The 23,039-nt window shown below is 43.8% G+C and carries 20 protein-coding genes and 1 riboswitch; of the genes, 13 read left to right on the plus strand and 7 right to left on the minus strand.

The features are described from left to right. Position 1: 1 nt before the first annotated feature. The 3 genes from KH180_RS11350 to KH180_RS11360 all read left to right on the plus strand — a co-directional run bounded on the left by KH180_RS11350 (position 2) and on the right by KH180_RS11360 (position 2,629). Positions 2-865 carry a polysaccharide deacetylase family protein gene (locus KH180_RS11350; RefSeq protein WP_290760325.1) on the plus strand — a complete coding sequence of 288 codons (864 nt, stop codon included), beginning with the start codon at positions 2-4 and terminating at the stop codon, positions 863-865. A gap of 285 nt (positions 866-1,150) precedes the next feature. Further along, positions 1,151-1,678: an N-acetylmuramoyl-L-alanine amidase gene (locus tag KH180_RS11355; protein ID WP_290760327.1), complete on the plus strand. Its 528-nt coding sequence runs from the start codon at positions 1,151-1,153 to the stop codon at positions 1,676-1,678. A 90-nt stretch (positions 1,679-1,768) separates the two neighbouring features. Then, positions 1,769-2,629 (plus strand): AraC family transcriptional regulator, encoded by an 861-nt coding sequence (locus tag KH180_RS11360; RefSeq protein ID WP_290760329.1) that lies wholly within the window; start codon positions 1,769-1,771, stop codon positions 2,627-2,629. A 151-nt stretch (positions 2,630-2,780) separates the two neighbouring features. Here KH180_RS11360 and KH180_RS11365 read toward each other — a convergent pair whose 3' ends face one another. Continuing rightward, a complete protein-coding gene (locus tag KH180_RS11365; protein ID WP_290760331.1) occupies positions 2,781-3,824 on the minus strand; it encodes a ribonucleotide-diphosphate reductase subunit beta in 1,044 nt (347 codons plus the stop codon). 21 nt (positions 3,825-3,845) lie between these two features. Beyond that, positions 3,846-6,047, minus strand: coding sequence for a ribonucleoside-diphosphate reductase subunit alpha (locus KH180_RS11370; protein WP_290760410.1), 2,202 nt, complete (start codon positions 6,045-6,047; stop codon positions 3,846-3,848). 423 nt (positions 6,048-6,470) lie between these two features. Here KH180_RS11370 and KH180_RS11375 point away from each other — a divergent pair, with 423 nt between their 5' ends. Both KH180_RS11375 and KH180_RS11380 read left to right on the plus strand, forming a co-directional pair. Then, entirely contained in the window at positions 6,471-8,027 is a 1,557-nt protein-coding gene (locus tag KH180_RS11375) for an alpha-glucoside-specific PTS transporter subunit IIBC (protein WP_290760333.1), read from the plus strand. 29 nt (positions 8,028-8,056) lie between these two features. Then, positions 8,057-8,539 carry a hypothetical protein gene (locus tag KH180_RS11380; RefSeq protein WP_290760335.1) on the plus strand — a complete coding sequence of 161 codons (483 nt, stop codon included), beginning with the start codon at positions 8,057-8,059 and terminating at the stop codon, positions 8,537-8,539. A 75-nt stretch (positions 8,540-8,614) separates the two neighbouring features. Here the strand turns inward: KH180_RS11380 and KH180_RS11385 are convergent, their stop codons facing one another. Together KH180_RS11385 and KH180_RS11390 are read right to left on the minus strand one after the other, a co-directional pair. Beyond that, positions 8,615-8,854, minus strand: a complete 240-nt coding sequence (locus KH180_RS11385; RefSeq protein ID WP_290760337.1) for a hypothetical protein — start codon at positions 8,852-8,854, stop codon at positions 8,615-8,617. A 122-nt stretch (positions 8,855-8,976) separates the two neighbouring features. Next, on the minus strand, positions 8,977-9,897 hold the full coding sequence (locus KH180_RS11390) for an AraC family transcriptional regulator (protein ID WP_290760339.1): 921 nt from the start codon (positions 9,895-9,897) through the stop codon (positions 8,977-8,979). A gap of 237 nt (positions 9,898-10,134) precedes the next feature. Here KH180_RS11390 and KH180_RS11395 point away from each other — a divergent pair, with 237 nt between their 5' ends. From KH180_RS11395 to KH180_RS11420, 6 genes are all read left to right on the plus strand, one after another. Next, positions 10,135-11,469 (plus strand): 6-phospho-alpha-glucosidase, encoded by a 1,335-nt coding sequence (locus KH180_RS11395; protein WP_290760341.1) that lies wholly within the window; start codon positions 10,135-10,137, stop codon positions 11,467-11,469. A 19-nt stretch (positions 11,470-11,488) separates the two neighbouring features. Beyond that, positions 11,489-11,974: a PTS sugar transporter subunit IIA gene (locus KH180_RS11400; RefSeq protein ID WP_290760343.1), complete on the plus strand. Its 486-nt coding sequence runs from the start codon at positions 11,489-11,491 to the stop codon at positions 11,972-11,974. 134 nt (positions 11,975-12,108) lie between these two features. Further along, the gene (locus tag KH180_RS11405) at positions 12,109-12,894 is read left to right on the plus strand and encodes a MurR/RpiR family transcriptional regulator (protein WP_290760345.1); all 786 of its coding nucleotides are present in this window, start codon (positions 12,109-12,111) and stop codon (positions 12,892-12,894) included. Next, the gene (locus KH180_RS11410) at positions 12,872-13,642 is read left to right on the plus strand and encodes a MurR/RpiR family transcriptional regulator (RefSeq protein WP_290760347.1); all 771 of its coding nucleotides are present in this window, start codon (positions 12,872-12,874) and stop codon (positions 13,640-13,642) included. Before KH180_RS11405 ends, KH180_RS11410 begins: the two co-directional genes overlap by 23 nt. Positions 13,643-13,695: 53 nt before the next feature. After that, the gene (locus KH180_RS11415; RefSeq protein WP_290760349.1) at positions 13,696-14,466 is read left to right on the plus strand and encodes a DeoR/GlpR family DNA-binding transcription regulator; all 771 of its coding nucleotides are present in this window, start codon (positions 13,696-13,698) and stop codon (positions 14,464-14,466) included. Between the two features lie 185 nt (positions 14,467-14,651). Beyond that, entirely contained in the window at positions 14,652-16,112 is a 1,461-nt protein-coding gene (locus KH180_RS11420; protein ID WP_290760351.1) for an ATP-binding protein, read from the plus strand. 61 nt (positions 16,113-16,173) lie between these two features. On the opposite strand, the gene KH180_RS11425 is transcribed toward KH180_RS11420, so the two are convergent. The 3 genes from KH180_RS11425 to pflA all read right to left on the minus strand — a co-directional run bounded on the left by KH180_RS11425 (position 16,174) and on the right by pflA (position 21,136). Beyond that, the gene (locus KH180_RS11425) at positions 16,174-17,703 is read right to left on the minus strand and encodes an ABC-F family ATP-binding cassette domain-containing protein (RefSeq protein ID WP_290760353.1); all 1,530 of its coding nucleotides are present in this window, start codon (positions 17,701-17,703) and stop codon (positions 16,174-16,176) included. 482 nt (positions 17,704-18,185) lie between these two features. Continuing rightward, a complete protein-coding gene (pflB, locus tag KH180_RS11430; protein ID WP_290760355.1) occupies positions 18,186-20,417 on the minus strand; it encodes a formate C-acetyltransferase in 2,232 nt (743 codons plus the stop codon). Beyond that, positions 20,411-21,136, minus strand: coding sequence for a pyruvate formate-lyase-activating protein (gene pflA, locus KH180_RS11435; protein ID WP_290760357.1), 726 nt, complete (start codon positions 21,134-21,136; stop codon positions 20,411-20,413). Before pflA ends, pflB begins: the two co-directional genes overlap by 7 nt. Positions 21,137-21,379: 243 nt before the next feature. Beyond that, a riboswitch (ZMP/ZTP riboswitch) is annotated at positions 21,380-21,464 on the minus strand. Positions 21,465-21,631: 167 nt separating this feature from the next. Here pflA and spoIIR point away from each other — a divergent pair. Then, positions 21,632-22,237, plus strand: coding sequence for a stage II sporulation protein R (spoIIR, locus tag KH180_RS11440; protein WP_290760359.1), 606 nt, complete (start codon positions 21,632-21,634; stop codon positions 22,235-22,237). A gap of 189 nt (positions 22,238-22,426) precedes the next feature. Then, a complete protein-coding gene (locus KH180_RS11445; protein ID WP_290760361.1) occupies positions 22,427-22,600 on the plus strand; it encodes a hypothetical protein in 174 nt (57 codons plus the stop codon). The last annotated feature ends 439 nt before the right edge of the window (positions 22,601-23,039 follow it).

Raw genomic sequence — 23,039 nt, forward strand, 5'->3', positions numbered from 1 at the left:
AATGAGCAGAGCAAGGAGAACAAGAAGGAGATGGAATAAAGCCGGCATCGCTGTATGGGTTGTGCTGTTGGCATTGATCGCGGCAGGCGGTATCTGGTTTATCCGTTCCGGAAAGACAAATTACACAAGTGTAAATGACGGAATCGGCGAGATGATGGCAAAAGCCAATGAAGGTGTCATGGATAAAGACACAGGAGAAGAGTTAAAAGATTCCCTGTATGTGCCGAGAAAAATTGATAAGACGAAAAAGCTGATTGCGTTTTCTTTTGATGACGGTCCGGCCAGAGACAATACCGACAGGATTGTGAAGGCGCTGGAGAAAAATGATGCGAGAGCCACATTTTTTATGCTGGGGCAGAATGCGAATCTGTATCCTGAGCTGGTGAAGGAAGTTATGGATTCCGGAAATGAAGTGGCAGGACATTCATGGAATCATCCTCAGCTGACAAAGATCGGGGCTTCCGGGGTTCAGCAGCAGATGAGTAAGATGAACAGTGCTATCTCAAAAGTAACCGGATCCGATGTAGGACTTTTAAGACCGCCATATGGCGCCATTAATGATATGGTAAAAGCGAATATTGATGCACCTTTACTTTTATGGAGCATTGATACTCTGGATTGGAAGACTTTAAACACAAATTCCACAGTCAATGCAATTTTAAAACAGGCCAAGGACGGGGATATTGTACTGATGCATGATATTCATAAACCTACTGTGGCCGCAGTGGAAAAGGTTCTGCCTCAGTTAAAGGCAAAAGGATTTGAAGTTTGTACAGTTTCAGAACTCCTGGAAGCCAAGGGCATAAAGGTCGGCAAGGGTGATGTGGTCATTAGTGCAAATCAGATTAACAGATATAAGAAATAATCTACATAAGGTCAGTGATTCGCTGGTTGTAAGAAGTGATTCACTGCAGGATGATTGAAATTATTTCAAATGAATTATATAATAAACCTAAACATTATCGTGCGGAGTCTTAAAGGGCATAGTTTGGGTTGAATATTTAGGGCAGAGCCGGTTGACGGTTTCTGCCCTTTCTTAATTCAGAAGAATAAGAAAGCATATTGCACTTGGCACTGAATATTTTAGGGCTTATGAGAGGGAGAGTATCATTTTAAGGAACAGCATAACAAGTAAAAGGAGGAAACAAAAATGAAAAAAGCAGTGATATCAGTGGGACACAGTATTTTAAAAAACGGCATGTGTACATCAGCCAGCGGAACCGTAAATGAATATCAATATAATAAAAAGCTTGCGCCCGTTCTAAAAGAATGTCTGGAAAAGAACGGATGGCAGGCAGATGTCATCGTATGCCCGGAAAAGAAATTTGCGGCAAAGACAGAAGAGAAATCGTACAAGCTCCCTTTAATCAATAAGGGCGGATATGACCTGGCAGTGGAACTGCATCTCAATGCCAGTGACGGGGCCGGACACGGTGCAGAAGTATATTATAAGACGGAGACAGGGAAAGCATATGCACAGAGGGTCCAGAAAAAATTAGCCACTGTATTCCGGGACAGAGGGGCAAAAAAAGATGATCATCTGTATTTTTTGAACGGCACAAAACCGGCAGCTATCCTCGTGGAAAGTTTTTTCTGCGACAATAAATCAGACTGTGAATGCGGAAAAGATATAAAAAAGGTGGCAAAATTAATCGCAGACGGAATTGCAGGAAAATAAGCCCTCAGCTTCTCTTTTTGGTGCACAGAATGAGAGGAACGATATGAGGCAGAGGTGTATTCTTTTATTGTAAGGAGGAGACAGAACAGAATGGATTGGATTAAGCGGCTGAACGAGGCGGTATCATATATTGAGGATCATTTATCGGAGGACATAGACTATGAGGAACTTGCAAAGATTGCCTGCTGTTCCTCCTATCACTTCCAAAGGATGTTTTCCTATATTGCAGACGTTACGCTTTCTGAGTATATCCGCAGGAGGCGGATGTCCATGGCAGCGGCGGATCTGAGCAGCGGAAAAGAAAAAATTGTGGATATAGCCTTAAAGTATGGCTATGATTCACCTACAGCTTTTAACCGCGCATTTCAGAGAGTTCACCATGTGGCGCCCTCAGCGGCGAAAAAGAGCGGAATTGTTCTGAAATCTTATCCTCCTATCAGTTTTCAAATCACAATAAAAGGAGATGCAGAGATGAATTACAGAATTGAGAAAAAAGAAAGCTTTCGTATCATAGGACCGTCCGCACCGATGGAAAAGGATGTGGAAAAGAACTTTCAGATGGTGCCGGGTCTGTGGGCAAAGGCAGCAGCTGACGGAACTCTTCAGAAACTGGTTTCAAAGATAGGAAAAGAACCGCAGGGGATACTTGGAGTCAGTGCATGTGTCGGCAGTTTAGAAAACTGGAAATATCTCCTGGCCGTTTCCAGTGAGGATCCGGCAGAAGAAGGCTGGGATGAATATATGGTACCGGCAGGTACTTGGGCTGTCTTTGAAGGAGAAGGCACTATGCCGGATTCTATCCAGCAGCTGGAAAAGAGAATCGGGACAGAATGGCTTCCAAATTCCGGATATGAATTCGGTGAAGCTCCGGATATTGAATTATATCTGAACGCAGACCCTGAAAACGCCAAATATGAAGTTTGGGTTCCGGTGAAAAAGAAAAGCGAATAAGCAGAGAGAAACAAAAAACGAATAAGGGGCTGTTGGGAAATAGGAAATTCATACAAGCTATTGATGCTGAGTTGAAAAACAGCAGCCATAGCCTGTAGAAAATCTCTATTTTGCGGCAGCCCCTTTTCCAATAAGAGTGTATAACAGCAATTTACAGATCATCCACTAAAGCCGTGCTTTTTGCATAAGCGGTGCTCTTTGCCTCGAAAAAATCGGTCTTAATCATGTTGGCATTGGAAAACCGGCTCACCCACGACATGGATGCAGGTTCAGACTCACCGCCGGGATAGATTGGCTCAAAACCAAGATTCCTGCACCTTAAATTTCCTAAATACTGAATATACTCTGTCACCATCTTTTTTGTAAGTCCCTGGATGTCATCGCCGATTACATAATGGCCCCAGCGGATTTCCTGTTCACATCCTTCCCGGATCATCTGCCGGTAAACATGGACCTTGCCGCTGTCAAACAAAGAAGGTTCTTCTTTTTTTAACTCCAGCAGAATATTTTTAAACAGCCATAAATGTGTATTTTCATCCCGGTTGATATAGCGGATTTCCTGTACCGATCCCGGCATACAGTGATTTCTGCCAAGGTTATAAAAAAACATAAAGCCGCTGTAAAAGTAAACACCTTCCAGGATATAGTTGGCAACCAGTGTTTTTACAAAAGACTCCGCATTTTTATTGCTTTGAAAGTCATTGTAAAGGTCACCTATAAATTGATTCCTCTCCAGCAGATACGGATCTTCCTTCCACTGGTACAGTACGTGGTTTCTCTCCTGAGGTTCACAGATCGTATCCAGCATATAACTGTAGCTCTGGCTGTGCACTGCCTCCTGAAACGCCTGGATGGACAGACACAGGTTTACTTCGTTGGCAGTGATATACTCGCTGACATTGGGCAGATTGGCAGTCTGAATGCTGTCCAAAAATATGAGGAACGAAAGGATCTTGTCATAGGCCCGGCGTTCCGGGTCCGGAAGATCTCTATAATCCTTGACGTCAGTCCCCAGGTTAATTTCCTCCGGTACCCAGAAATTATTCATGGCCTGCCGGTACCAGCCGCTGACCCATGGGTACTTCATATGATTAAAATCATTCAGATTTGTAGTATTTCCATTGATCATTCTGCGCTTTTGGACATCAGTATCCCCGTGAGGATTAAACAGAGGTTTTTTGATAAGTTGTGTCATTTCATTTCTCTCTTTCTAGGCTTAAGAAGAACAAACTTCGCAGTCTTCCACTTCCAGGCTTTTGGAGCGCATGTAATAAATAGTCTTCACTCCCTGTTCCCATGCCAGGATGTAAAGATCCAAAACCTTCCGGAAGGTGTATTCATTTGTTATATACAGATTCATACTCTGGGCCTGGTCAATGTGCTTTTGGCGGACTCCGCATGCACGGACCGACCAGGTCTGGTCAATATAATGAGCATTTTTATAATACCAGAAGGTGTCCATGGACAGTTCAGGAGCCACCCGTGGGATCAGGCCATATTTTTTCTCTTCTAAGAAATAGCGGTTCATAATCGGATCAAGGCCCGCTGTAGTTCCTGCAATAATGCTTGTGCTGCTTGTAGGAGCCGCCGCCAGCAGATATCCGTTGCGCAGGCCGTGCTCTTTTATACGGTTTTGGAGATCCTTCCAGCGTCCTTCTGTGAGATTTCTTTTGGAAAAATAAGAACCAGTCTGCCAGTCACTTCCCTGAAAGTAAGGATAGCATCCTTTTTCTTCCGCAATTTTAGAACTGGCCTCCAGTGCAGCATAATGAATATCAGAAAAAATCTTTTCCGCAAATTCAAGGTGTTCTTCACTTTCCCATTGAATCTTATGCTTTGCCAGCATATGGTGGTATCCGCTTACACCGAGCCCCACAGGCCGGTAGCTGCCGCTTGTAATTTTTGCATAGGGAACCGGAAAGAAATTCAGGTCAATGACATTGTCAAGAGCTCTTACTGCACTTTCCGTCACATAGGCAAGCTGTTCATAATCGGTCACACAAAGGTTTCCGAGAGAAAGACTTGCAAGGTTGCAGACAACAAAGTCCCCCGGTTTTGTAACGGTCACAACGACCTGTTCGCCGACGATGGTTTCGATGCGCTGTTCCGTCTGCTCAGAAGCACTCATATTTTGTGCAATTTCCGTACAGAGATTGCTGCAGTAAATGATACCCTTGTGCTGATTTGGATTTGCACGGTTTACATGATCCCTGTTGAATGTAAACGGAGTACCTGTTTCTGCTGCACTTTTGATGATGAGGCGGATAATATCCTTTATGGGGATTACGCGCTTTTGAATCCGTTCATCCCGGACGCAGTCCAGATATTTTTCCGTCCATTCTTCTCCCCAGCAGTCTTCCAGTGCATAACCTTTTACAGAGAGTATTTCATGGGGACACATTAAATTCCAGTTTCCTTCGATGTTGTCTCTGGCCTGTTCCCAAAAATAATCCGGATAGCAGACTGCCGGAAAGACGTCATGTGCCTTCATGCGTTCGTCACCGTTGTTTGTCCTGAGGTTCAGAAACTCAGGGAGATCTCTGTGCCATACATCCAGATAGACAGCCACAGCACCCTGCCGCATTCCAAGCTGGTCTACCGCCACTGCCGTATCATTTGCCAGCCGGATCCAGCGGATGACGCCGCCAGCCGCACCCTGAAATCCCCGGATGGAGCTTCCGCTGGCCCTGACCTTTCCAAAGTAAAGGCCCATACCTCCGCCGAATTTGCTGACCTTGGCAAAACTGTCAATGCTTTTGTATATGCCGTCCAGGCTGTCCGGCACTGTATCAATAAAGCAGGAAGAAAGCTGATGATAAGGCTTTCTGGCATTGGACAGAGTAGGTGTGGCCATGGTGACCTGAAGCAGGCTGAGCATATCGTAAAAACGTTTCACCCAGTGGTGTCTGTCCTTTGACTCCTTCATAGCCAGATGCATGGCAATGCCCATAAACATTTCCTGAGGTGTCTCCAAGGGCTGGCCCTGGCGGCTGCGGATTACATATCTGCCAAGCAATAACTCAAGACCTGAATATTGAAAAAGATGATTTCTCTCCGGCTTGATCCATGATTCAAATAACCGGATTTCGTCTTCAGAATAATGACGGAGAATATATTCTCCGTATAATTGCTGTTCCGTTAAAAATTGAATCTTATCATAGAAGCTGTGAATGTGATATTCTGCTAAATTATTTCGTACCTGATACTCGAATTCAGCCATTTTTATGCGTGCCGCAATGTTTTCCCATTTTGGGGCTTCCTGAGAAGTGAGCTCCGCTGCGGCTTTTACAAGCAGCAGGAGTTTTTTCTGATCCCCGTCCCCGGCTTTTAAATAACTTTGAAACTTTTCATATAAATATTTGAGACTGTATTCTTCCTGGGAAAACTCTTCTTGTATGGCTGTCAGCAGTCCTGCCATAGGAATTTCTTTGGAAAGAAAGGCCGCGCATATTTTTTCTCTCAGGCAGACAGCATTGCTGTGGTCCCCTGGCTTCTGATTATTTTTCATATTGATTGCTTCCCTTTCAACTATATGTAGCATGATAAAGTTATATTAACACAAGATATTGAACTTGACAACGACTATCAAGAATAAACTGCAGTGAAATTCAAAAGGGAAAATATACCTTCTGGGAATTTTCACAGGAATTGTGCAGCATCCTTGTTTGATAGCCCTGCTCCCTAAAGTCTTTGTATATATTGATTACATTTTCAAGGTCTGTTAGGATGAATTTGTTGAAAATAACAACACAGTGAAAAACAGCAGATTCCGGCTGATGTGTTGTGCTCAAAAGCCTGGCGCCGGGCTTTTCAGTCAGTTGACAAAGAAAGGATGAAAATTATGATGCAGAAAATTCAAAAATTCGGCGGGGCGATGTTTACACCAGTTCTCTTGTTCGCCTTTGCAGGAATTGTCATAGGAATCGGAACTCTGTTTACTACAGAGACTATTATGGGAAGTCTTGCGGCTCCGTCCAGTATGTGGTACAAATGCTGGAATGTGCTGCTGCAGGGCGGCTGGACCGTCTTTAATCAGCTTCCGCTGCTGTTTGTGGTGGGACTGCCGATCGGAATGGCAAAAAAGCAAAATGCCCGGTGCTGTATGGAAGCCCTGGTTTTATATCTTACATTTCACTATTTCCTGAGTACAATCCTTTCCCAGTGGGGAGGAGCCTTCGGTGTTGATTTTGCACAGGAAGTGGGCGGTACCAGCGGACTTACAATGATCGCAAATATCAAAACTCTGGATATGGGTATGATGGGAGCGCTTGCTATCGCAGGAATCGTTATTTACTTACATAACCGTTTCTTTGATACGGAACTTCCGGAGTGGCTGGGAACATTCAGCGGATCTACTTTCGTATTCATGATTGGATTTTTTGTGATGATACCTGTCGCAGTCCTTGCAGCATTATTATGGCCTAAAATCCAGCTTGGTATGTTCGCATTCCAGGGATTTGTAAAAGGAGCAGGAGCTCTCGGTGTGTGGGTGTTCGTTTTCCTGGAGAGGGCCTTGATTCCGTTCGGGCTGCACCATATCTTATATTCACCGTTTTATTATGACAACGTGGTTGTGCCGGGAGGACTTTATGCTTACTGGGCAACGAAGCTGCCTGAGATTGCAGCATCCACTGCGTCTTTAAAATCACTTGTCCCGATGGCAGGGTTTACATCTACCGGTTTTTCAAAAATCTTCGGATGTCCGGGAATTGCACTGGCCTTTTACTCAACAGCCAAGAAAGAAAAGAAAAAGAAGATTTTAGGTCTGCTGATACCAATCACGCTGACAGCTATTTTCTGCGGGGTGACAGAGCCAATTGAATTTACCTTCCTGTTTGTAGCTCCGGTATTATTTGTAGTCCATGCATTGCTGGCAGCTACCCTGTCAACTACCATGTATCTGGCAGGCATTGTGGGAATTCATTCCGGCGGCGCTATCGAAATGGCCTCTCTCAACTGGATCCCTCTGATGGGCAACCACTGGAAACAATATCTGCTGATGCTGGTGATCGGACTTGCGTTTACAGGAATCTATTTTGTAGTATTTAAATTCTTAATTCAGAAATTTGACTTTAAGACACCGGGCCGGGAGGACGATGATGACATCAAATTCGGTTCCAAGGAGGAATTCAGGGAGAAAAAAGGTTCCAAACAGGATCAGAAAATAGAATTTGCACAGCGGATCCTCGACGGACTGGGAGGAAAGGATAACATAGAGGATGTGACAAACTGTGCCACCAGGCTCAGGGTCAATGTAAAAGATGAGACGTTATGTAAGGATGATCCTTATTTTAAATCCATCGGTGCGCATGGCTGCTCTGTCAACGGAAAGTCCTATCAGGTTATCATCGGACTGAAAGTAGCAGGAGTCCGGGACGATTTTGAAAGTTTACTCTAATATGAAGATTTAAGAAAGCAGGGATGAAGATGATAAATGTAAAAAGCAGCAGATTAGACAGATATTATAATATTGCCAAGGTGCTCCTTTGCCTGACGCCCTTTGTGTGCCTTGCGTACCTTTCAATGGGAGCGGCAAGGGTGGGAGGTTCTGTCTCAGCAGCTATTGGAGAGGACCCGAAGCTTGCAGTGATGTTTCTTGTATCAATGATCAATCCGTTTATCGCTTACCTCATATCATTTATGCAAAAAAGATTAAATATGGATGCTGCCTATGCAGTTGTCAATCTCACCCTGCTTATTGCCGCAGAGGCCATGCTTCAGAATGTCTGGTACATCCTGCTCCTTGGATTTATCCTGTATAAGACGAAGCGGGAGTATGGTCTGTCAGTCACAGAGAGCTTCAGAAAATCATGGAAAGGAAATTTTCTGAGTATTATCTCAGGAAGCCTTGTAGTCATAGGATTTTGTTCTGTCTGCCTGTTCGCCACGATCAGGATTGCAGTACAGTGAGCAGATAAGGTCTTTAAAGGAAGCCGCAGAAGCTTTGTCTTCTGGGGCTTCCTTTCATTTTAACGAGATGTTAGTTTATAAATCTCCGATAGAGAAGTTGACCAGCTGAAAGTAGTCTTTTACTTCAGGAATATTCAGGCATAGATTTAAGCGCCCTCCCTGCAGGGCATGTTCTGCATATAAATATTTGCGAATTCCGCAGTTGTTTCTGATATCTGCGGTTTTTCCGTCTCCTGTCAAAAGGCTGACCGGACCGCTGCACTGGTCTGCAAGATCCAGAAATCCTTCTAAATTAAAAATATAAAGTTTTATCATTGCTCTGTCCTCCTTTCTCAATGCACAGGTATCTTTTGGGAAGGACAGAATCAAGGCCCTGTTTCTGTTCCGTTTATCTGTTACCCTAATGATAACGAAGCAGGGCATATAATAATATAAGATTACTGCTGATTAATATCAAAATCCTGCCATTTGCGGCGGTACTCTTTGGGTGTACATCCCAGGGCCTCCCGGAAGGCCTTGGCGAAATAGCTGCTGCTTCCAAGACCGCAGGACTGGCCGATAAAAGAAATAGACATGTTAAGATCGGACAGCATAATACAGGCCTGCTGGATCCGGAAGCTTTTGACATATTCCAAAGGAGTCATACCAAGATTCTGCCGGAAGATGCGGAAGCACTCCCGCTCACTGATATAGGCCGCAGAGGCTATCTGAAGAACGGTCAGTTTTTGGGCATAATGTTCCTGAACAAACTGCATCATAGATTTTATCTTTTCATCTGATCCGTTGTGCGGGTTTCTTTGATCCAAAAGGGGTTCGGATACAGAAAGCAGCAGGCACCAAAGCTTGGATAAAGCCGACCGGAGAAGCATTTCATAGCCGAATTCATCAGGAGACAGATAAAAAGAGTCCCTTAGCAGTCTCAAAAGACGTTTTTCTTTGGGCGTTTCGGGAAAGAAGCTGATCAGCTCCGCCTGCAGAGAACCAGTGACCGGCAGGATATACTTTTGTTCCAGCAGGCTTCCGCGCTGTCCGCTGATCAAGGCTGTGTCAAAGATGTGATTCATCTGTATGGTATCCTTTTTTTCATCCAGGGATTTTGTGGCGTGCAGAACGTTGGAATTGACCAGGCCGCCGGAACCTGCCGGAAAAATGATCCTGCCGCCGGGCGTGCTGTATTCCAGGGTTCCTTTTTCGATATAAAAGAGCTCTACCTCTTTATGCCAATGCCATGGGATCTGTCCGCCGATACACCGGTCAAACGCCACATAGGAAGAAGTATAGGGGAAATCCGGCCGTAAATCCGGAAACAACTCTTCCTTCAGATTATTTTTATACTGAATGCCCTGAACATGTTTCATAGGTCCACCGCCTTTCTTTAGAACTATCTTAATACAGCTTTAGAAAGAAGGCAAATCTCTGAACCGGAGAAAACAGGCCTTTTTAAGCCTGTGTGAAAATTCACAGTTTTTGTTCTGTATCACGGAAGCAAAGACCGCTCCCTAAACCCTTCAAATCTATTGTCACATCAGGCTTTCCGGGTGTACTATTTGCTCAGCGAAGAAAACAACAAAGCAAAAGCTAGGAGGATGTTGATTATGGCAAAGCAGAAATATGCAGTTACAGTGGCAGGCGGGGGAAGCACCTTCACACCGGGAATCGCACTGATGCTCTTAGAGCATATGGACCGTTTCCCGATCAGAAAGATTATGTTTTATGACAACGATGCAGACCGGCAGGAGGTAGTAGCAAAAGCGTGTGAAATTTACCTGAAAGAGCATGCACCGGAGATTGAATTCGGATATACGACAGATCCGGAGACAGCTTTTACAGATATTGATTTTGTACTTGCCCATATCCGGGTTGGGAAATATGCCATGAGAGAACTGGATGAAAAGATTCCGCTGAAATACGGAGTGCTTGGACAGGAAACCTGCGGACCGGGAGGAATCGCTTACGGAATGCGTTCCATCGGCGGGGTTATCGAGATTCTGGATTATATGGAACAGTATTCACCCAATGCATGGATGCTGAACTATTCAAATCCTGCGGCTATTGTGGCAGAGGCGACCAGAAGGCTGCGCCCTGACTCTAAGATCTTAAATATCTGCGATATGCCGATCGATCTGGAAGAAAAAATGGCTGATATGTGCGGACTTTCTTCAAGAAAAGAAATGCAGGTAGGATATTACGGACTGAATCATTTCGGATGGTGGCATAAGATTTACGACAACAGTGGAAATGATTTAATGCCTCAGATCAAGGAGCATATGAAAGCCAATGGTTTTGCAGATGCACTTTCAGACACAAACCAGCATGTAGACGAAAGCTGGGTACATACCTTCCAGAAAGCAAGAGATGTATATGCGGTTGATCCGGAAACGATCCCGAACACTTACCTGAAATATTATCTGTTCCCGGATTATGTAGTGGAAACCTCCGATCCGGAATACACAAGAGCCAATGAAGTTATGGACGGCAGAGAGAAGTTTGTATTCGGAGAGTGCAGACGTATTGTCGAAAACGGCACCAGCGAAGGATGTGCGTTTGAGGCAGATGCCCATGCAACCTACATTGTGGACCTTGCATGTGCCATTGCAGAGAATACACAGGAACGGTTTTTACTGATTGTACCTAACGAAGGGGCAGTTGAAAACTTTGACCGCACAGCTATGGTTGAGATTCCTTGCATCGTAGGATGCAACGGATATGAAAAGATCTGTCAGGGATCCATCCCTCAGTTCCAGAAGGGGCTTATGGAACAGCAGGTGAGCGTGGAAAAACTTACAGTGGAAGCATGGATTGAGGGAAGCTACCAGAAACTGTGGCAGGCACTGACTCTTTCCAAGACAGTTCCAAGTGCAAGAATCGCAAAGCTGATTCTGGATGATCTGATCGAAGCAAACAAAGACTTCTGGCCGGAATTAAGATAAGGATAAATGGAGGTATGGGATGTTCGGATTTTTAAAAGGAAAACATAAAGGGGAAAAAGTTTTTTATTCCATGGTGAGCGGAAAGAGCATTGATCTTTCAGAGGTGGACGATGAAATGTTCGCCGGCAGAGTATTAGGTGACGGAATCGCCGTGGAGCCAAAAGAGGACACATTTGTGGCCCCATGCACAGGAACAGTGACTACAGTGACAGACACAAAACATGCCATAGGACTGGAAAACGAAGACGGGGTCCAGGTGCTGATCCATATCGGTCTGGACACAGTAAAGCTTAACGGCAGAGGGTTTGACACCTATGTGGAACCCGGACAGAAGGTAAAGACAGGAGATCCCCTGGTAAAGGTGGACCGCGGAATGCTCAGGGAAGAAGGAATTCCGGACGTCTCTATGCTGATATTTGTCGAGCCAAACGGACACGAGCTTACAAAATTTTATACAGAGCAGGCGGTTGAGGCGGGATCAAGCGCTTTAGTGGAATACAAATAAACATCCGGGGAAACGGCAGATATCATGGGGTATCTGCCGTTTTGGCATCCATGGACAAAAGGCAGAAAATAGAGTAAAATTGGAACCAGATTCAGGTACGGAGACAGCAGAAGCAATAAGAGGTAGAGGTCTTTATGAAATTAGATGAATTGGTGAACAGCCATTACGGACAGCTTAACGAGAATGATTTATACATATGGAACTACATATCTTCCCACAGGAAAGAATGCGAAAAGCTTGCCATAGACCAGCTGGCGTATAAGTGCAGTGTTTCCAGAACAACTGTTTTAAGATTTGCACAGAAGCTGTCTTTAAAGGGCTACGGGGAACTGAAGGTTTTCTTAAAGCTTGATAATCAGGAGGCTAAAGAGAACATCGGACATGTGGACCTGGTCTGCGATTCTTACCGGCAGGTGATTAACAGTATGAAGGAGAAGGACTGTACGGAAATATTAAAGGTCTTCGATCAGGCAAAAAATATTTATGTATATGGAATCGGCATGATACAGTCCTCTGTGAAAAAGGAGTTAAAGAGAACCTTCATGATGAGCGGAAGGCTGATCTACGATCTGAGCGGATATGAGGAGGCGGAGAAGCTTCTCAGTATGGTAACGCAGGATGATCTGTTTATCATTATATCTGTCTCCGGGGAAAATGAGTTTATCAACAATTTTACAAAAAACTTAAAGATCCGGGGTGTGCCGGTACTGTCCATTACAAAGCTCAGGGAAAATACACTGGCCCATATGGCTGATTATGCCCTCTATGTGACGGAGACAGTGTTTTCACAGCCGTTCAGCCACATAGAATATGATTCCCTGACCTCATACTTCATTTTAATTGAGATCTTATTTTTAAAATACATGGAATATCAAACAAAAAAAGAGGAGAAAGCGGATGAGGCTGGAGACGCTGATTGAAGAAAACTATGATAAACTGAATGAAAATGATATGGGCATCTGGAATTATATTCTGCGCCATAAAAAGGAATGTCAGACGATGTCTATTCAGGAGCTGGCAAAGCAGTGCCATGTATCTCACACTACCGTCTCACGCTTTACCCATAAACTTGGGATGGAAGGATTTGGGGAGCTTAAAATCTTTTTAAAATGGGACAGCAGGGATCAGGAATCCTTTGACGCAAGAGAGATTGAACGTGTGTATCAGGATTATATCAAGACACTGGATATGATGAAGGAGCGGGACTGCTCCGATGTGTCAGAACTGCTTTCCAAGGCGGGCAGCATTTATGTCTACGGAAGCGGTGCAGTGCAGAAAAATGCAGCGAGAGAGCTGAAAAAGAATCTTCTTTTCCTGGACTATTTATGTAATCTGATCGAAGGCAGGGAAGAGATCAAGATGGTTTTGGAGATCGTCAGGGAAGAGGATGTGTTTTTTCTGTTTTCTCTTTCCGGCGAAAATGCGTTTGTCAATGAACTGGCCGGCCGGCTGAAAGCAAAGGGTGTTAAAGTTATTTCTGTCACAAAGGTCGGAAATAATGAACTGTCACGGCTCAGTGACATCAGCCTTCAGTTTTATGCCCATCCGGTTATGAAAGGAAGATATAATTCGGATGTATATATGACAGCCCAGTTTTTTGTCATCAACGAATTTCTGCTTTTGAAAGGCCTGGAGTATCAAAAAGATGCCCGGGTTAAGGAGCTGTAGTATACAGAGTCAAGGTGTGCTAAAATAAAAGAAAAACCAGGTGGGGTCATATCATGTTTGTAGAAGAAAGACAGCAAAAGATTCTTGAGCTTTTGCATGAAAACCAGAAAGTAAAAGTGAAAGAGCTGAGCCGGATGTTCGGGGTCACAGAAGACTGTATCCGGAAAGATCTGGCCAGTATGGAAGGCCGTCATCTATTAAAGCGTGCTTACGGAGGAGCAGTTTTGTCAGAGGGGCTGCATCCCGGGCACAGCAATGCGGTTTCTTCCAGGAAAGAAAAAAACTTAAAAGAGAAGCGCAGAATTGCAAAAAAAGCAGTAAAGCTCATAAAAGACGGAGATGTGGTGTTTCTGGACACCTCAACCACAAATCTGGAACTGGCAGGAGAGATCATCCGGTCGGGAAGGAAAGTCACGGTAGTCAGCTGTATGCTGGATATTGCAAATCTGTTTGCTGCCTCTGAATCCGCAGGACAGTTCATTTTGCTGGGAGGAGAGTTCAACCGGTCGCAGATTGGTTTTCTTGGTACCCTGACCCTGTCTATGATGGAGAGGTTTCGGTTTGATCTCTGTTTTATGGGGGTTGTGGGGGCAGATGTGAAGAAAAATGCAGTCATGACCTATGTACCGGAAGACGGAGCCATGAAGCAGAGTGCAGTGAGCAGAAGCCGCAGAGTATATCTGATGATGGAGTCAAAAAAATTCAGTTTTCAGGCCAACTATGTGTTTGCAGATTTTACAGAAATTGAAGGGGTTATATGTGAAAAAGAGCCGGAAAAAGAAATTTGTGATATGCTTGAGAAATATGAAGTGGAATTGATTTGATGAAAAAGGGCAGAGGATTTGATTTTCTGCTCTTTTTAAGAAAGAAACTAAAATAAAATTTGCAAAATTTAAAGAAACTAAAATAAAATCTTAAAAGAACAATTTAAAATTTTATTTTTTTATTTTAAATTCTTGATAAAAGTAAAATATTTTGATAAAATCTTAAATAAATGGAGGAAAATCAAATGACTTTTGAAGAATTAGAAGAAAAATTAAATACTGTTCAACAAATGAAATGTGAAACGCAGTTTTTAGAATTAAAAAGTGCCAGCAAAGGATGCCCTAAAAGATTATTTGATACTTTATCAAGTTTTTCTAATCAGGATGACGGAGGAATTTTGATTTTTGGAATAGACGAGGAGCAGGATTATAAAGAAGTTGGAGTATATGATGCACAGGATTTACAAAAAAAGATCAATGCTCAATGTCTGCAGATGGAACCAATAGTCCGTCCGCTGCTGACTGTTCTTGAAAAAAACGGTAAAAATTTTGTATCTGCAGAGATACCTGGAATTGATATTGTAGACCGCCCTTGTTATTACAAAGGGACCGGACGGATAAAAGGTTCTTATGTGCGTGTTGGAGACAGTGATGAACCTATGACCGAATATGAAATATATAGCTATGAAGCTTACCGAAAGAAGTATCAGGACGATATCAGAGAAGTTCGAAGAGCTACCTTTGCGGCAATGGATCAAGCTGGCCTGGATCATTATATAGAGCTGCTAAGAGAAGGCAAACCCAATCTGTCAAACCTTCCGAAAGAAGAATTATATGAATTAATGAGTATAACCAGAAATAATATATTTACTTTAAGTTCAGTTTTACTTTTTAATCCTTATCCCCAGGCCTATTTTCCGCAGTTATGTATTATTGCCGTCGTAGTGCCGGGAAATGAAATAGGTGAAACCGGACTGTTAGGTGAACGTTTCTTAGACAACCAGAGAATTGAAGGAAATATAAAGGAGATGCTTGAGCAGTCACTTCAATTTGTAAGAAAAAATATGAGGAATAAAACCATCATTAATCCAGACACAGGAAAAAGGACAGATCAGACAGATTATCCTCTTACTGCTGTCAGGGAGGCAGTGCTGAATGCATTAGTTCATCGGGACTATAGTATTAACACAGAAGGTATGCCTATCCAGATTTTTATGTATGAGGATCGAATGGAAATTCGAAATCCAGGAGGAATCTATGGAAGAATTAAAATCAATCAATTAGGAAAGATACAGCCAGATACGAGAAATCCTGTTTTGGCATCTGCCATGGAGGTTCTGGGAATTACAGAAAATCGATATTCGGGTATCCCGGCTATGCGAAAAGCAATGAAGGAATACCATTTGCAGGAACCTGAGTTTACAGATGAACGAGGGAACTTTGTAGTGAAATTTTACAAACAAAAGAGTACTCTGCCAGAGCAAGATAAGGATTTAACCCAGGAAACCAAAAACCTGTTAATTTTTTGCAGAACCCCTCGTACAAGAAAAGAAATATCTGAATATTTAGGCCTTACTTCTGTGACTTACGCGATACAAAAGCATATAAATCCATTAATTAAACGGGGGCTGATTCATTTGAGTATTCCGGAAAAACCAAGCAGCCCAAAACAATTATATTACAGTAATGAAAAATTTCATGAATAATATCTGAAAAAGGAATATATCAAATCCATAAATGTGATATATTCCTTTTTGCTTTTATCTGTCACTGTCCGATACAGATGATCCGGTCTGTCCAGTTCCGGTAAAAGGATTCTTCGTGGGACACAAGAAGTACCATGCCTGCAAAGTCTGCCAGAGAGGCTTTCAGAGATTCCTTTGCCTGAACATCTAAGTGGTTTGTAGGCTCATCCAGAATCAGAAAGCTGCAGGGCTTCATCGTAAGCAGACATAATTTTACCTTAGCCTGTTCGCCGCCGCTTAATGTGCCGATCTCCTGTCCTGCATGCTGCCTGGAAATGCCGCACCGGGCAAGATACTGACGGACTTTCTTTACCGGAAGAGAAGGGAAATTTTCCGATACGATCTGAACCGGTGTACGGGATGTATCCTCCCATATCAGGTCCTGTTCAAAATACCCTAAAGTGACCTGTTCTGAAAATGAAAAGGTTCCGTGAAGGGCAGGAATCTGTCCGGTCAGTGTTTTCAGAAGCGTTGATTTTCCGATTCCGTTGAACCCTGTGATTACAATTTTCTGGCCGCCTTTTACCGTAAAACCAAGACCTGAAAGTAACGGATACTCATACCCTACAGAAAGATTTCTGACAGACAAATGATCGGTGTTGGTCACTGGGAGCGGAGAGAAATCAAATTGAGGGCGGGGCTCTGTCAGGGCAGGATCTTCAAGCCGGCTGACCCGGTCAAGCTGCTTTTGGCGTCCTCTGGCCATTTTGGATTTGCGTCCTGCCATGTTTCTGCGGATAAATTCTTCCGTTTCTTTGATCTTTTTCTGCTGGGAAGCGTACTGACGGATGGATTCTTCCTGCAGAAAAGTTTTCTTTTTCAAAAACTCAGAGTAGGAACCATAATATTTTGTCAGGCTTTTGTTTTGTAGATCACATATGCGGTTCACGGTTTTTTCTAAAAAATCATTGTCATGGGAGACCAGCATAAACGCATTGGAAAGTCCCGACAGATAGTCCGACAGCCATGTTACATGTTCTTTGTCCAAAAAGTTGGTAGGTTCATCCAGCAGCAGGACAGCGGGCTGTTCTAATAAAAGTTTTGCAAGGATCACTTTGGCCCTCTGTCCTCCGCTGATCTGGGCTACTGAGCGGTCAAGCCCTATGGAAAGCAGCCCCAGACCGGATGCCACCTGTTCTATCCGGGTGTCAATCTGATAAAAATCGGCAGCTTCCAGCTGCTCCTGATACCGTGAGGCACGGGTCAGGGCTCCTTCATCCCCGGATGCAGCCTGTGAATACAGAAGATTCATCTGCTCTTCCAGGGCATATAATTTTTGGAAAGCTGTTTTGAGAAAGTTTCCTATGGCGGCATCTGTTTTCATCCGGGCATATTGATCCAGACATCCGCAGGATGTTTTTGGATGCCAGATGACCTGGCCTGTGTCGGGAGTGATCTGCCCTGTGCAGATTTTAATGAGGGTGCTTTTTCCTGCTCCGTTGGGCCCTACAATCCCCACATGCTCCCCTTTGTTTAGCTGGAATTCTGTATTTTCAAATAATATCTTATCGCCGTAGGCGTGGGATAAATCTTTTATTTCTAATAAACTCATGATAATCGTAATCCTTTCTGGTATATAAAAAGGCAGAAGGCGGGGATACATAAGTATCCTGCCTTCTGCCGGACGTAAAAGTCAGTATGTCAGGAAACAGCAAAAGGCTGCGGACAAAACATTGTCTGCAGCCTTTCCCTGCTCTGTAAGCTTTAAAGGAAATTATGATACCTTGGGGTTCTGCGGAAGACGGGTATCCAAATAAGGACTGCCGATGCAGTCTGGCCGGATACTTTATCTGTCTTCCGATGAAAGCTTAAAGCGTACCGCCGTACTCTGCACAATGTTTCATCGGTATGAATTGTACAGAGCTGTTTCGCCTGGTAAGCTGGTCTGTCATATAAACGCCCATGTTGGTATCTCCTTTAGTTCAAAATTCAATGACAAAACTATAGCACACCCTGTTTTTTCTGTCAAATAGCAAAGAGACCGGGACTGCCAGACGGCGGTCCCGGTCTCATAAGTATGATACTTGTTGTTAATTACATTCCTTCGTGGAAGGTTCTTCTTACGACTTCTTCCTGCTGTTCTCTGGAAAGCTTGTTGAAGTTTACAGCATATCCGGAAACACGGATAGTCAGTGTCGGATATTTATCCGGGTTTTCCATAGCATCAATTAATGTCTCACGGTTAAATACATTGACATTCAGGTGATGAGCTCCCTGTACAAAATATCCGTCCAGGATATTTGCAAGATTTTCTTCTCTCTGGTCCTGATCTTTTCCTAAAGCTTCCGGTACGATAGAGAAGGTGTTGGATACACCGTCCTGGCACACATCGCGGTAAGGGATTTTAGCCACAGAGTTCAATGAAGCTAAAGCACCGCTGTTGTCGCGTCCGTGCATTGGGTTTGCCCCAGGAGCCAGAGGTTCCCCTAATTTTCTTCCGTCCGGTGTGGAGCCGGTTTTTTTGCCGTACATAACATTGGATGTGATGGTAAGTGCGGACAATGTATGGATCGCATTTCTGTAAATCGGATGTTTCTTTAATTCTTCGGAGAACAGGGTCACTGTGTTGACAGCCAGGTCATCTGCACGGTCATCATCGTTTCCGTATTTCGGGAATTCACCTTCAGTCTCAAAGTCAACAGCTACACCGTTTTCGTTGCGGACTGGTTTTACTTTGGCAAATTTGATTGCTGACAAAGAGTCCGCTGCGATGGACAGCCCTGCCACACCGTATGCTGCGATACGTTCCATATCAGTATCATGCAGTGCGAACTGGCTCGCCTCATAAGCATATTTATCATGCATGTAATGAATGATGTTTACGGTATCTACATACAGCTCTGCTACATAAGCGAGAACCTTTTTATAGTTTGCCCAAACCTTATCATAATCCAAGACATCGTCAGTGATCGGTTCGATTCCCGGAATAACTTCAATTCCCTTTTTCTCATCAATGCCGCCGTTGATAGCGTAAAGCAGAGATTTGGCAAGGTTGCAGCGTGCACCGAACAGCTGAGTCTGTTTTCCGACCTTCATTGCAGATACACAGCAGGCAATCGCGTAATCGTCTCCGTAGATCGGGCGCATAACGTCATCATTTTCATACTGGATAGAGTCTGTGTCAATGGAAACCTTGGAACAGAACTTCTTGAAGTTCGCCGGAAGTTTCTCAGACCAGAGGACTGTCAGGTTCGGCTCGGGAGCAGTTCCCAAGTTGTAAAGAGTGTGAAGGTAACGGAAAGAAGTCTTTGTCACCAGCGGTTTGCTGTTGATGCCGATACCTCCGATAGACTCTGTAATCCAGGTTGGGTCTCCTCCGAATAACTCGTCATATTCCGGTGTTCTTAAATGTCTCACAAGACGGAGTTTGATGATAAACTGGTCGATCAGTTCCTGGGCATCCTTTTCTGTGAGGCTGCCGCTTTCAAGGTCACGCTGAATGTAAATGTCAAGGAAAGTAGAAGTACGTCCCAGGGATGTTGCGGCTCCGTTGTTTTCCTTTACGCCGGCAAGATAAGCCATATAAAGGGCCTGGACTGCTTCTTTGGCGTTGGAGGAAGGTTTGGAAATATCAACACCGTAAGATGCAGCCATCTCTTTAATATCTCCCAAAGCACGGATCTGCTCAGAAACTTCTTCTCTTGCACGGATGCGTTCTTCGCTCATCGGTCCGTCCAGGGCATCAAGGTCACGTTTCTTTTCTTCCACAAGGTAATCAATTCCGTAAAGAGCTACACGGCGGTAGTCTCCGATCACACGTCCGCGGCCGTATGCATCCGGAAGACCGGTCAGGAGGCCTGCGGTTCTTGCAAGTCTTGTGCGCTGAGGATAAGCGTCAAATACACCTTCGTTGTGTGTCTTGCGGTATTCATTAAAATGGCGGTCAATCTCAGGATTCAGCTTATATCCGTACTGTTCCAGGGATGAATGAGCCATTCTCTTACCGCCGTATAAGTTTACAATACGTTTCAGCGGAGCATCTGTCTGAAGACCGACGATGACTTCGTTTTCTTTGTCAATATATCCGGGAGCAAAGTTGGTGATGCCGGAGATGATGTCAGTCTCCACATCCAAAACACCGCCCTTTTTTGTCTCTTCTGCCAGCAGTTCTTCGCAGCGGTTCCATACCTTTTCAGTTTTTTCAGTAATTCCTGCAAGGAAGGAGTCGTCACCTTCATATAATGTATAGTTTTTCTGGATAAAATCCCTTACATTTGTCTCTTTTGTCCATTTTCCTTCTTTAAAGCCGTTCCATTCGTTTAACATTGTTTTCCTCCATATTGATTAAAATAGGTTTCTTGAAATTGTTTGGTCCGTTCCTTATCCATTGCCGGAACTCCCGAGAGAGGATAAGAGAGATTCATTACCTCATATTTGTTGATGCCGAGCAGGTGATAGGGAAGCAGTTCTACTTTTTCCACATTGGGTATGCGGTCTATGTACGCTTTTAATTCCTTCATGTGTTCTTCGCTGTCCGTAAGCCCCGGAACCACAACATGCCGGATCCAGATCTTTGTATTATTTCTCTTTAATGCCTCTAAGAAATCGTCAAAACGGTCCATAGGCCTTCCGGTCATAGCTTCATATGCCGGTTTTGTTATTTCTTTGAGATCCAAAAGAACAAGATCTGTATAAGAAAGAATTTCGTCGTATTCACCCTGTCCAAAACCTGCAGTGTCAATGCATGTATGGATCTCTTCCTGTCTGCAGAGTTTTAATACTTCCAGTAAAAACTCAGGCTGCATCAGCGGCTCTCCGCCCGAAAAAGTTACTCCGCCGTTTCCTTTAAAGTATGGTTTGAAACGGGAAATCTTTTTCACCAGTGCTTCCGGAGTCAATTCTTCACCGCCTTGGAATTCCCAGGTATCCGGGTTGTGACAGAATTTACATCTGAGGGCACAGCCCTGAAGAAAAATCACGGTGCGGATGCCGGGGCCATCGACTAATCCCATGGATTCCATGGAATGGATGTGTCCAACAATCATAGGAACCTCCTGTAAAAATGTTGTTTGGCTGCCTGGTGTACAAAAGAACAAAGTGGGCATGCCCACCTCAGCTCCCCAACCCCTCACTCTTTGAGGGGCTTGTTCACTTTGCGCGCCAAATGCGATTTGCCAAAGGCTAATAGTTTCTCTGCGCATTTGTGCGCATCCTGCACGGAGTGCTTTTTATTGCATAGGGGATTCCAAAGGAATTTCCTAATGCAATAAAAAAAGCCGCACGTCCAGGCAAAGTGCCCAGACGGTCGGCTAAAAATTCGTTGTCATACTTCCTGTGGTAAACTCCACTTGTCCGTCAGTCATATGACTTATGACTTTAAAATACTATACCTGACACCAGGATGTCAACCCCGAATTAGAAATTTGGTGTGTTAAATTTTTAGCCAGCTCTATCGTAGCGCGGTATTTCCTACTTGTCTACTGGGTATGTGATAAAAGTTTTCATGTTTAAAAATCTGAAAATCCGGGTATGTTCATAGTATGAAGAAAAAATCAAAGATCTGGGTGCTGTTCCTGGCCGCTGCAGTGATTTTTGGTGCTGCATGGGCAAAGGGAAAAGACGATGGAGTTAATAAAAAAATAAAGCAGGGAGTTGTACGCTTCCATATCCGTGCGAACAGCGACAGCAGCAAAGACCAGGCAGAAAAGCTGCAGGTGCGGGATAAAGTTGTTGAATATTTAAAGCCATATATGGATCGTGCAGACACAAAAGAAGATGCCAGGAAAGTGTTGGACAGCAAGAGGAATGATATTGCAGAAGTAGCAAAAGAGGTGTTAAAGAAAAACGGCAGGGATCTTCCGGTCAAAGTATACATGACGAGAGAAGAATTTCCTGAAAAGGATTACGGAAGCTATGTGTTTCCAAAGGGAACTTATGATGCGCTGAGAATTGATCTTGGAAAAGCCAGGGGGCATAACTGGTGGTGCGTGATGTTTCCCGATTTGTGCATTACAAAGGAGAGCGAAGCAGCCAAGGACGGGAAGACCAAAAAGAAACTGGAACAGCAGGTGGGAAAAAAGGGGGTAGAAAAGCTGGAAAAGAAAGAGAAAAAACTTCCGTGGTTTCTGCAGTGGCTGGAGGGATAACAGGACCAGTTTTTTTCACTATCTCCACCAGGCACTGCATCTGTTTTGAACAAATATAATTAAAAAAATAATCGAATCTGTTGTTGAAATTTTCTGCAAAAATTGCTATAATAAAGTTACAAAAGTTTTAATAATTTATAACAATACAATTTATTTCCAGCGTAGGACTGACTTATGTGAACGAAAACTATGACCCTTGTTTTAAAGATCCCACTGGGTGCGCCCGGTAATACAGAGCATGACGGTGCCGCAGATACGGACCGCAGCCTGTCTCTCTGCATGGAGAGGGAAAGAGAAGGAGATGGTATGGATGAGGAAGAGTTCAGGGAGAAACCCGGTTTGGGAAGTGAAGTATTTCTATAAGTCACTCCTGCTGTTAGCCGCGGGGATTTTGATGCTGCTGGCTTTTTGGTTTTTGTTGAGATAACTGCCAACGATTACATATTACTATATAGAAGAGGGAATTTTACGGGTGTATTCCGTAAATTTCTCTCTTTTTTTTCTTCAATAACGGGAACCATAAATACAAAAGAGAAATTGAGTGCAACCTTTCGGTTATTTGAGACGTCTTAATTATTGAGATGAATGTAAGGAGAGTGTACAGATGAAGAAAAAGTGGAACAAAGAAAAAACAAAAGAAATGAGGGACTTTTACAGGTCCATCTTGCTGCTGTCGCTGGGAATCACCATGATATTAATATTTCAAGTCATGCTGATGTAAGATATGATATGTTCCATTCTGTGATGGTTTTTGTTTATTTATAGATCAAAAAAAGTCCCCCGGTTTATGAGGGACTTTTGA

This window comes from Anaerostipes sp. (assembly GCF_018381315.1).
In the GTDB taxonomy this organism is placed as follows: domain Bacteria; phylum Bacillota; class Clostridia; order Lachnospirales; family Lachnospiraceae; genus Anaerostipes.

Bases quoted from the DNA above. Each gene is read 5' to 3' on its own strand.
- KH180_RS11350 (WP_290760325.1), top strand. From the start codon at position 2: ATGAGCAGAGCAAGGAGAACAAGAAGGAGATGGAATAAAGCCGGCATC.
- KH180_RS11355 (WP_290760327.1), top strand. From the start codon at position 1,151: ATGAAAAAAGCAGTGATATCAGTGGGACACAGTATTTTAAAAAACGGC.
- KH180_RS11360 (WP_290760329.1), top strand. From the start codon at position 1,769: ATGGATTGGATTAAGCGGCTGAACGAGGCGGTATCATATATTGAGGAT.
- KH180_RS11365 (WP_290760331.1), bottom strand. From the start codon at position 3,824: ATGACACAACTTATCAAAAAACCTCTGTTTAATCCTCACGGGGATACT.
- KH180_RS11370 (WP_290760410.1), bottom strand. From the start codon at position 6,047: ATGGCAGGACTGCTGACAGCCATACAAGAAGAGTTTTCCCAGGAAGAA.
- KH180_RS11375 (WP_290760333.1), top strand. From the start codon at position 6,471: ATGATGCAGAAAATTCAAAAATTCGGCGGGGCGATGTTTACACCAGTT.
- KH180_RS11380 (WP_290760335.1), top strand. From the start codon at position 8,057: ATGATAAATGTAAAAAGCAGCAGATTAGACAGATATTATAATATTGCC.
- KH180_RS11385 (WP_290760337.1), bottom strand. From the start codon at position 8,854: ATGATAAAACTTTATATTTTTAATTTAGAAGGATTTCTGGATCTTGCA.
- KH180_RS11390 (WP_290760339.1), bottom strand. From the start codon at position 9,897: ATGAAACATGTTCAGGGCATTCAGTATAAAAATAATCTGAAGGAAGAG.
- KH180_RS11395 (WP_290760341.1), top strand. From the start codon at position 10,135: ATGGCAAAGCAGAAATATGCAGTTACAGTGGCAGGCGGGGGAAGCACC.
- KH180_RS11400 (WP_290760343.1), top strand. From the start codon at position 11,489: ATGTTCGGATTTTTAAAAGGAAAACATAAAGGGGAAAAAGTTTTTTAT.
- KH180_RS11405 (WP_290760345.1), top strand. From the start codon at position 12,109: ATGAAATTAGATGAATTGGTGAACAGCCATTACGGACAGCTTAACGAG.
- KH180_RS11410 (WP_290760347.1), top strand. From the start codon at position 12,872: ATGAGGCTGGAGACGCTGATTGAAGAAAACTATGATAAACTGAATGAA.
- KH180_RS11415 (WP_290760349.1), top strand. From the start codon at position 13,696: ATGTTTGTAGAAGAAAGACAGCAAAAGATTCTTGAGCTTTTGCATGAA.
- KH180_RS11420 (WP_290760351.1), top strand. From the start codon at position 14,652: ATGACTTTTGAAGAATTAGAAGAAAAATTAAATACTGTTCAACAAATG.
- KH180_RS11425 (WP_290760353.1), bottom strand. From the start codon at position 17,703: ATGAGTTTATTAGAAATAAAAGATTTATCCCACGCCTACGGCGATAAG.
- pflB (WP_290760355.1), bottom strand. From the start codon at position 20,417: ATGTTAAACGAATGGAACGGCTTTAAAGAAGGAAAATGGACAAAAGAG.
- pflA (WP_290760357.1), bottom strand. From the start codon at position 21,136: ATGATTGTTGGACACATCCATTCCATGGAATCCATGGGATTAGTCGAT.
- spoIIR (WP_290760359.1), top strand. From the start codon at position 21,632: ATGAAGAAAAAATCAAAGATCTGGGTGCTGTTCCTGGCCGCTGCAGTG.
- KH180_RS11445 (WP_290760361.1), top strand. From the start codon at position 22,427: ATGACCCTTGTTTTAAAGATCCCACTGGGTGCGCCCGGTAATACAGAG.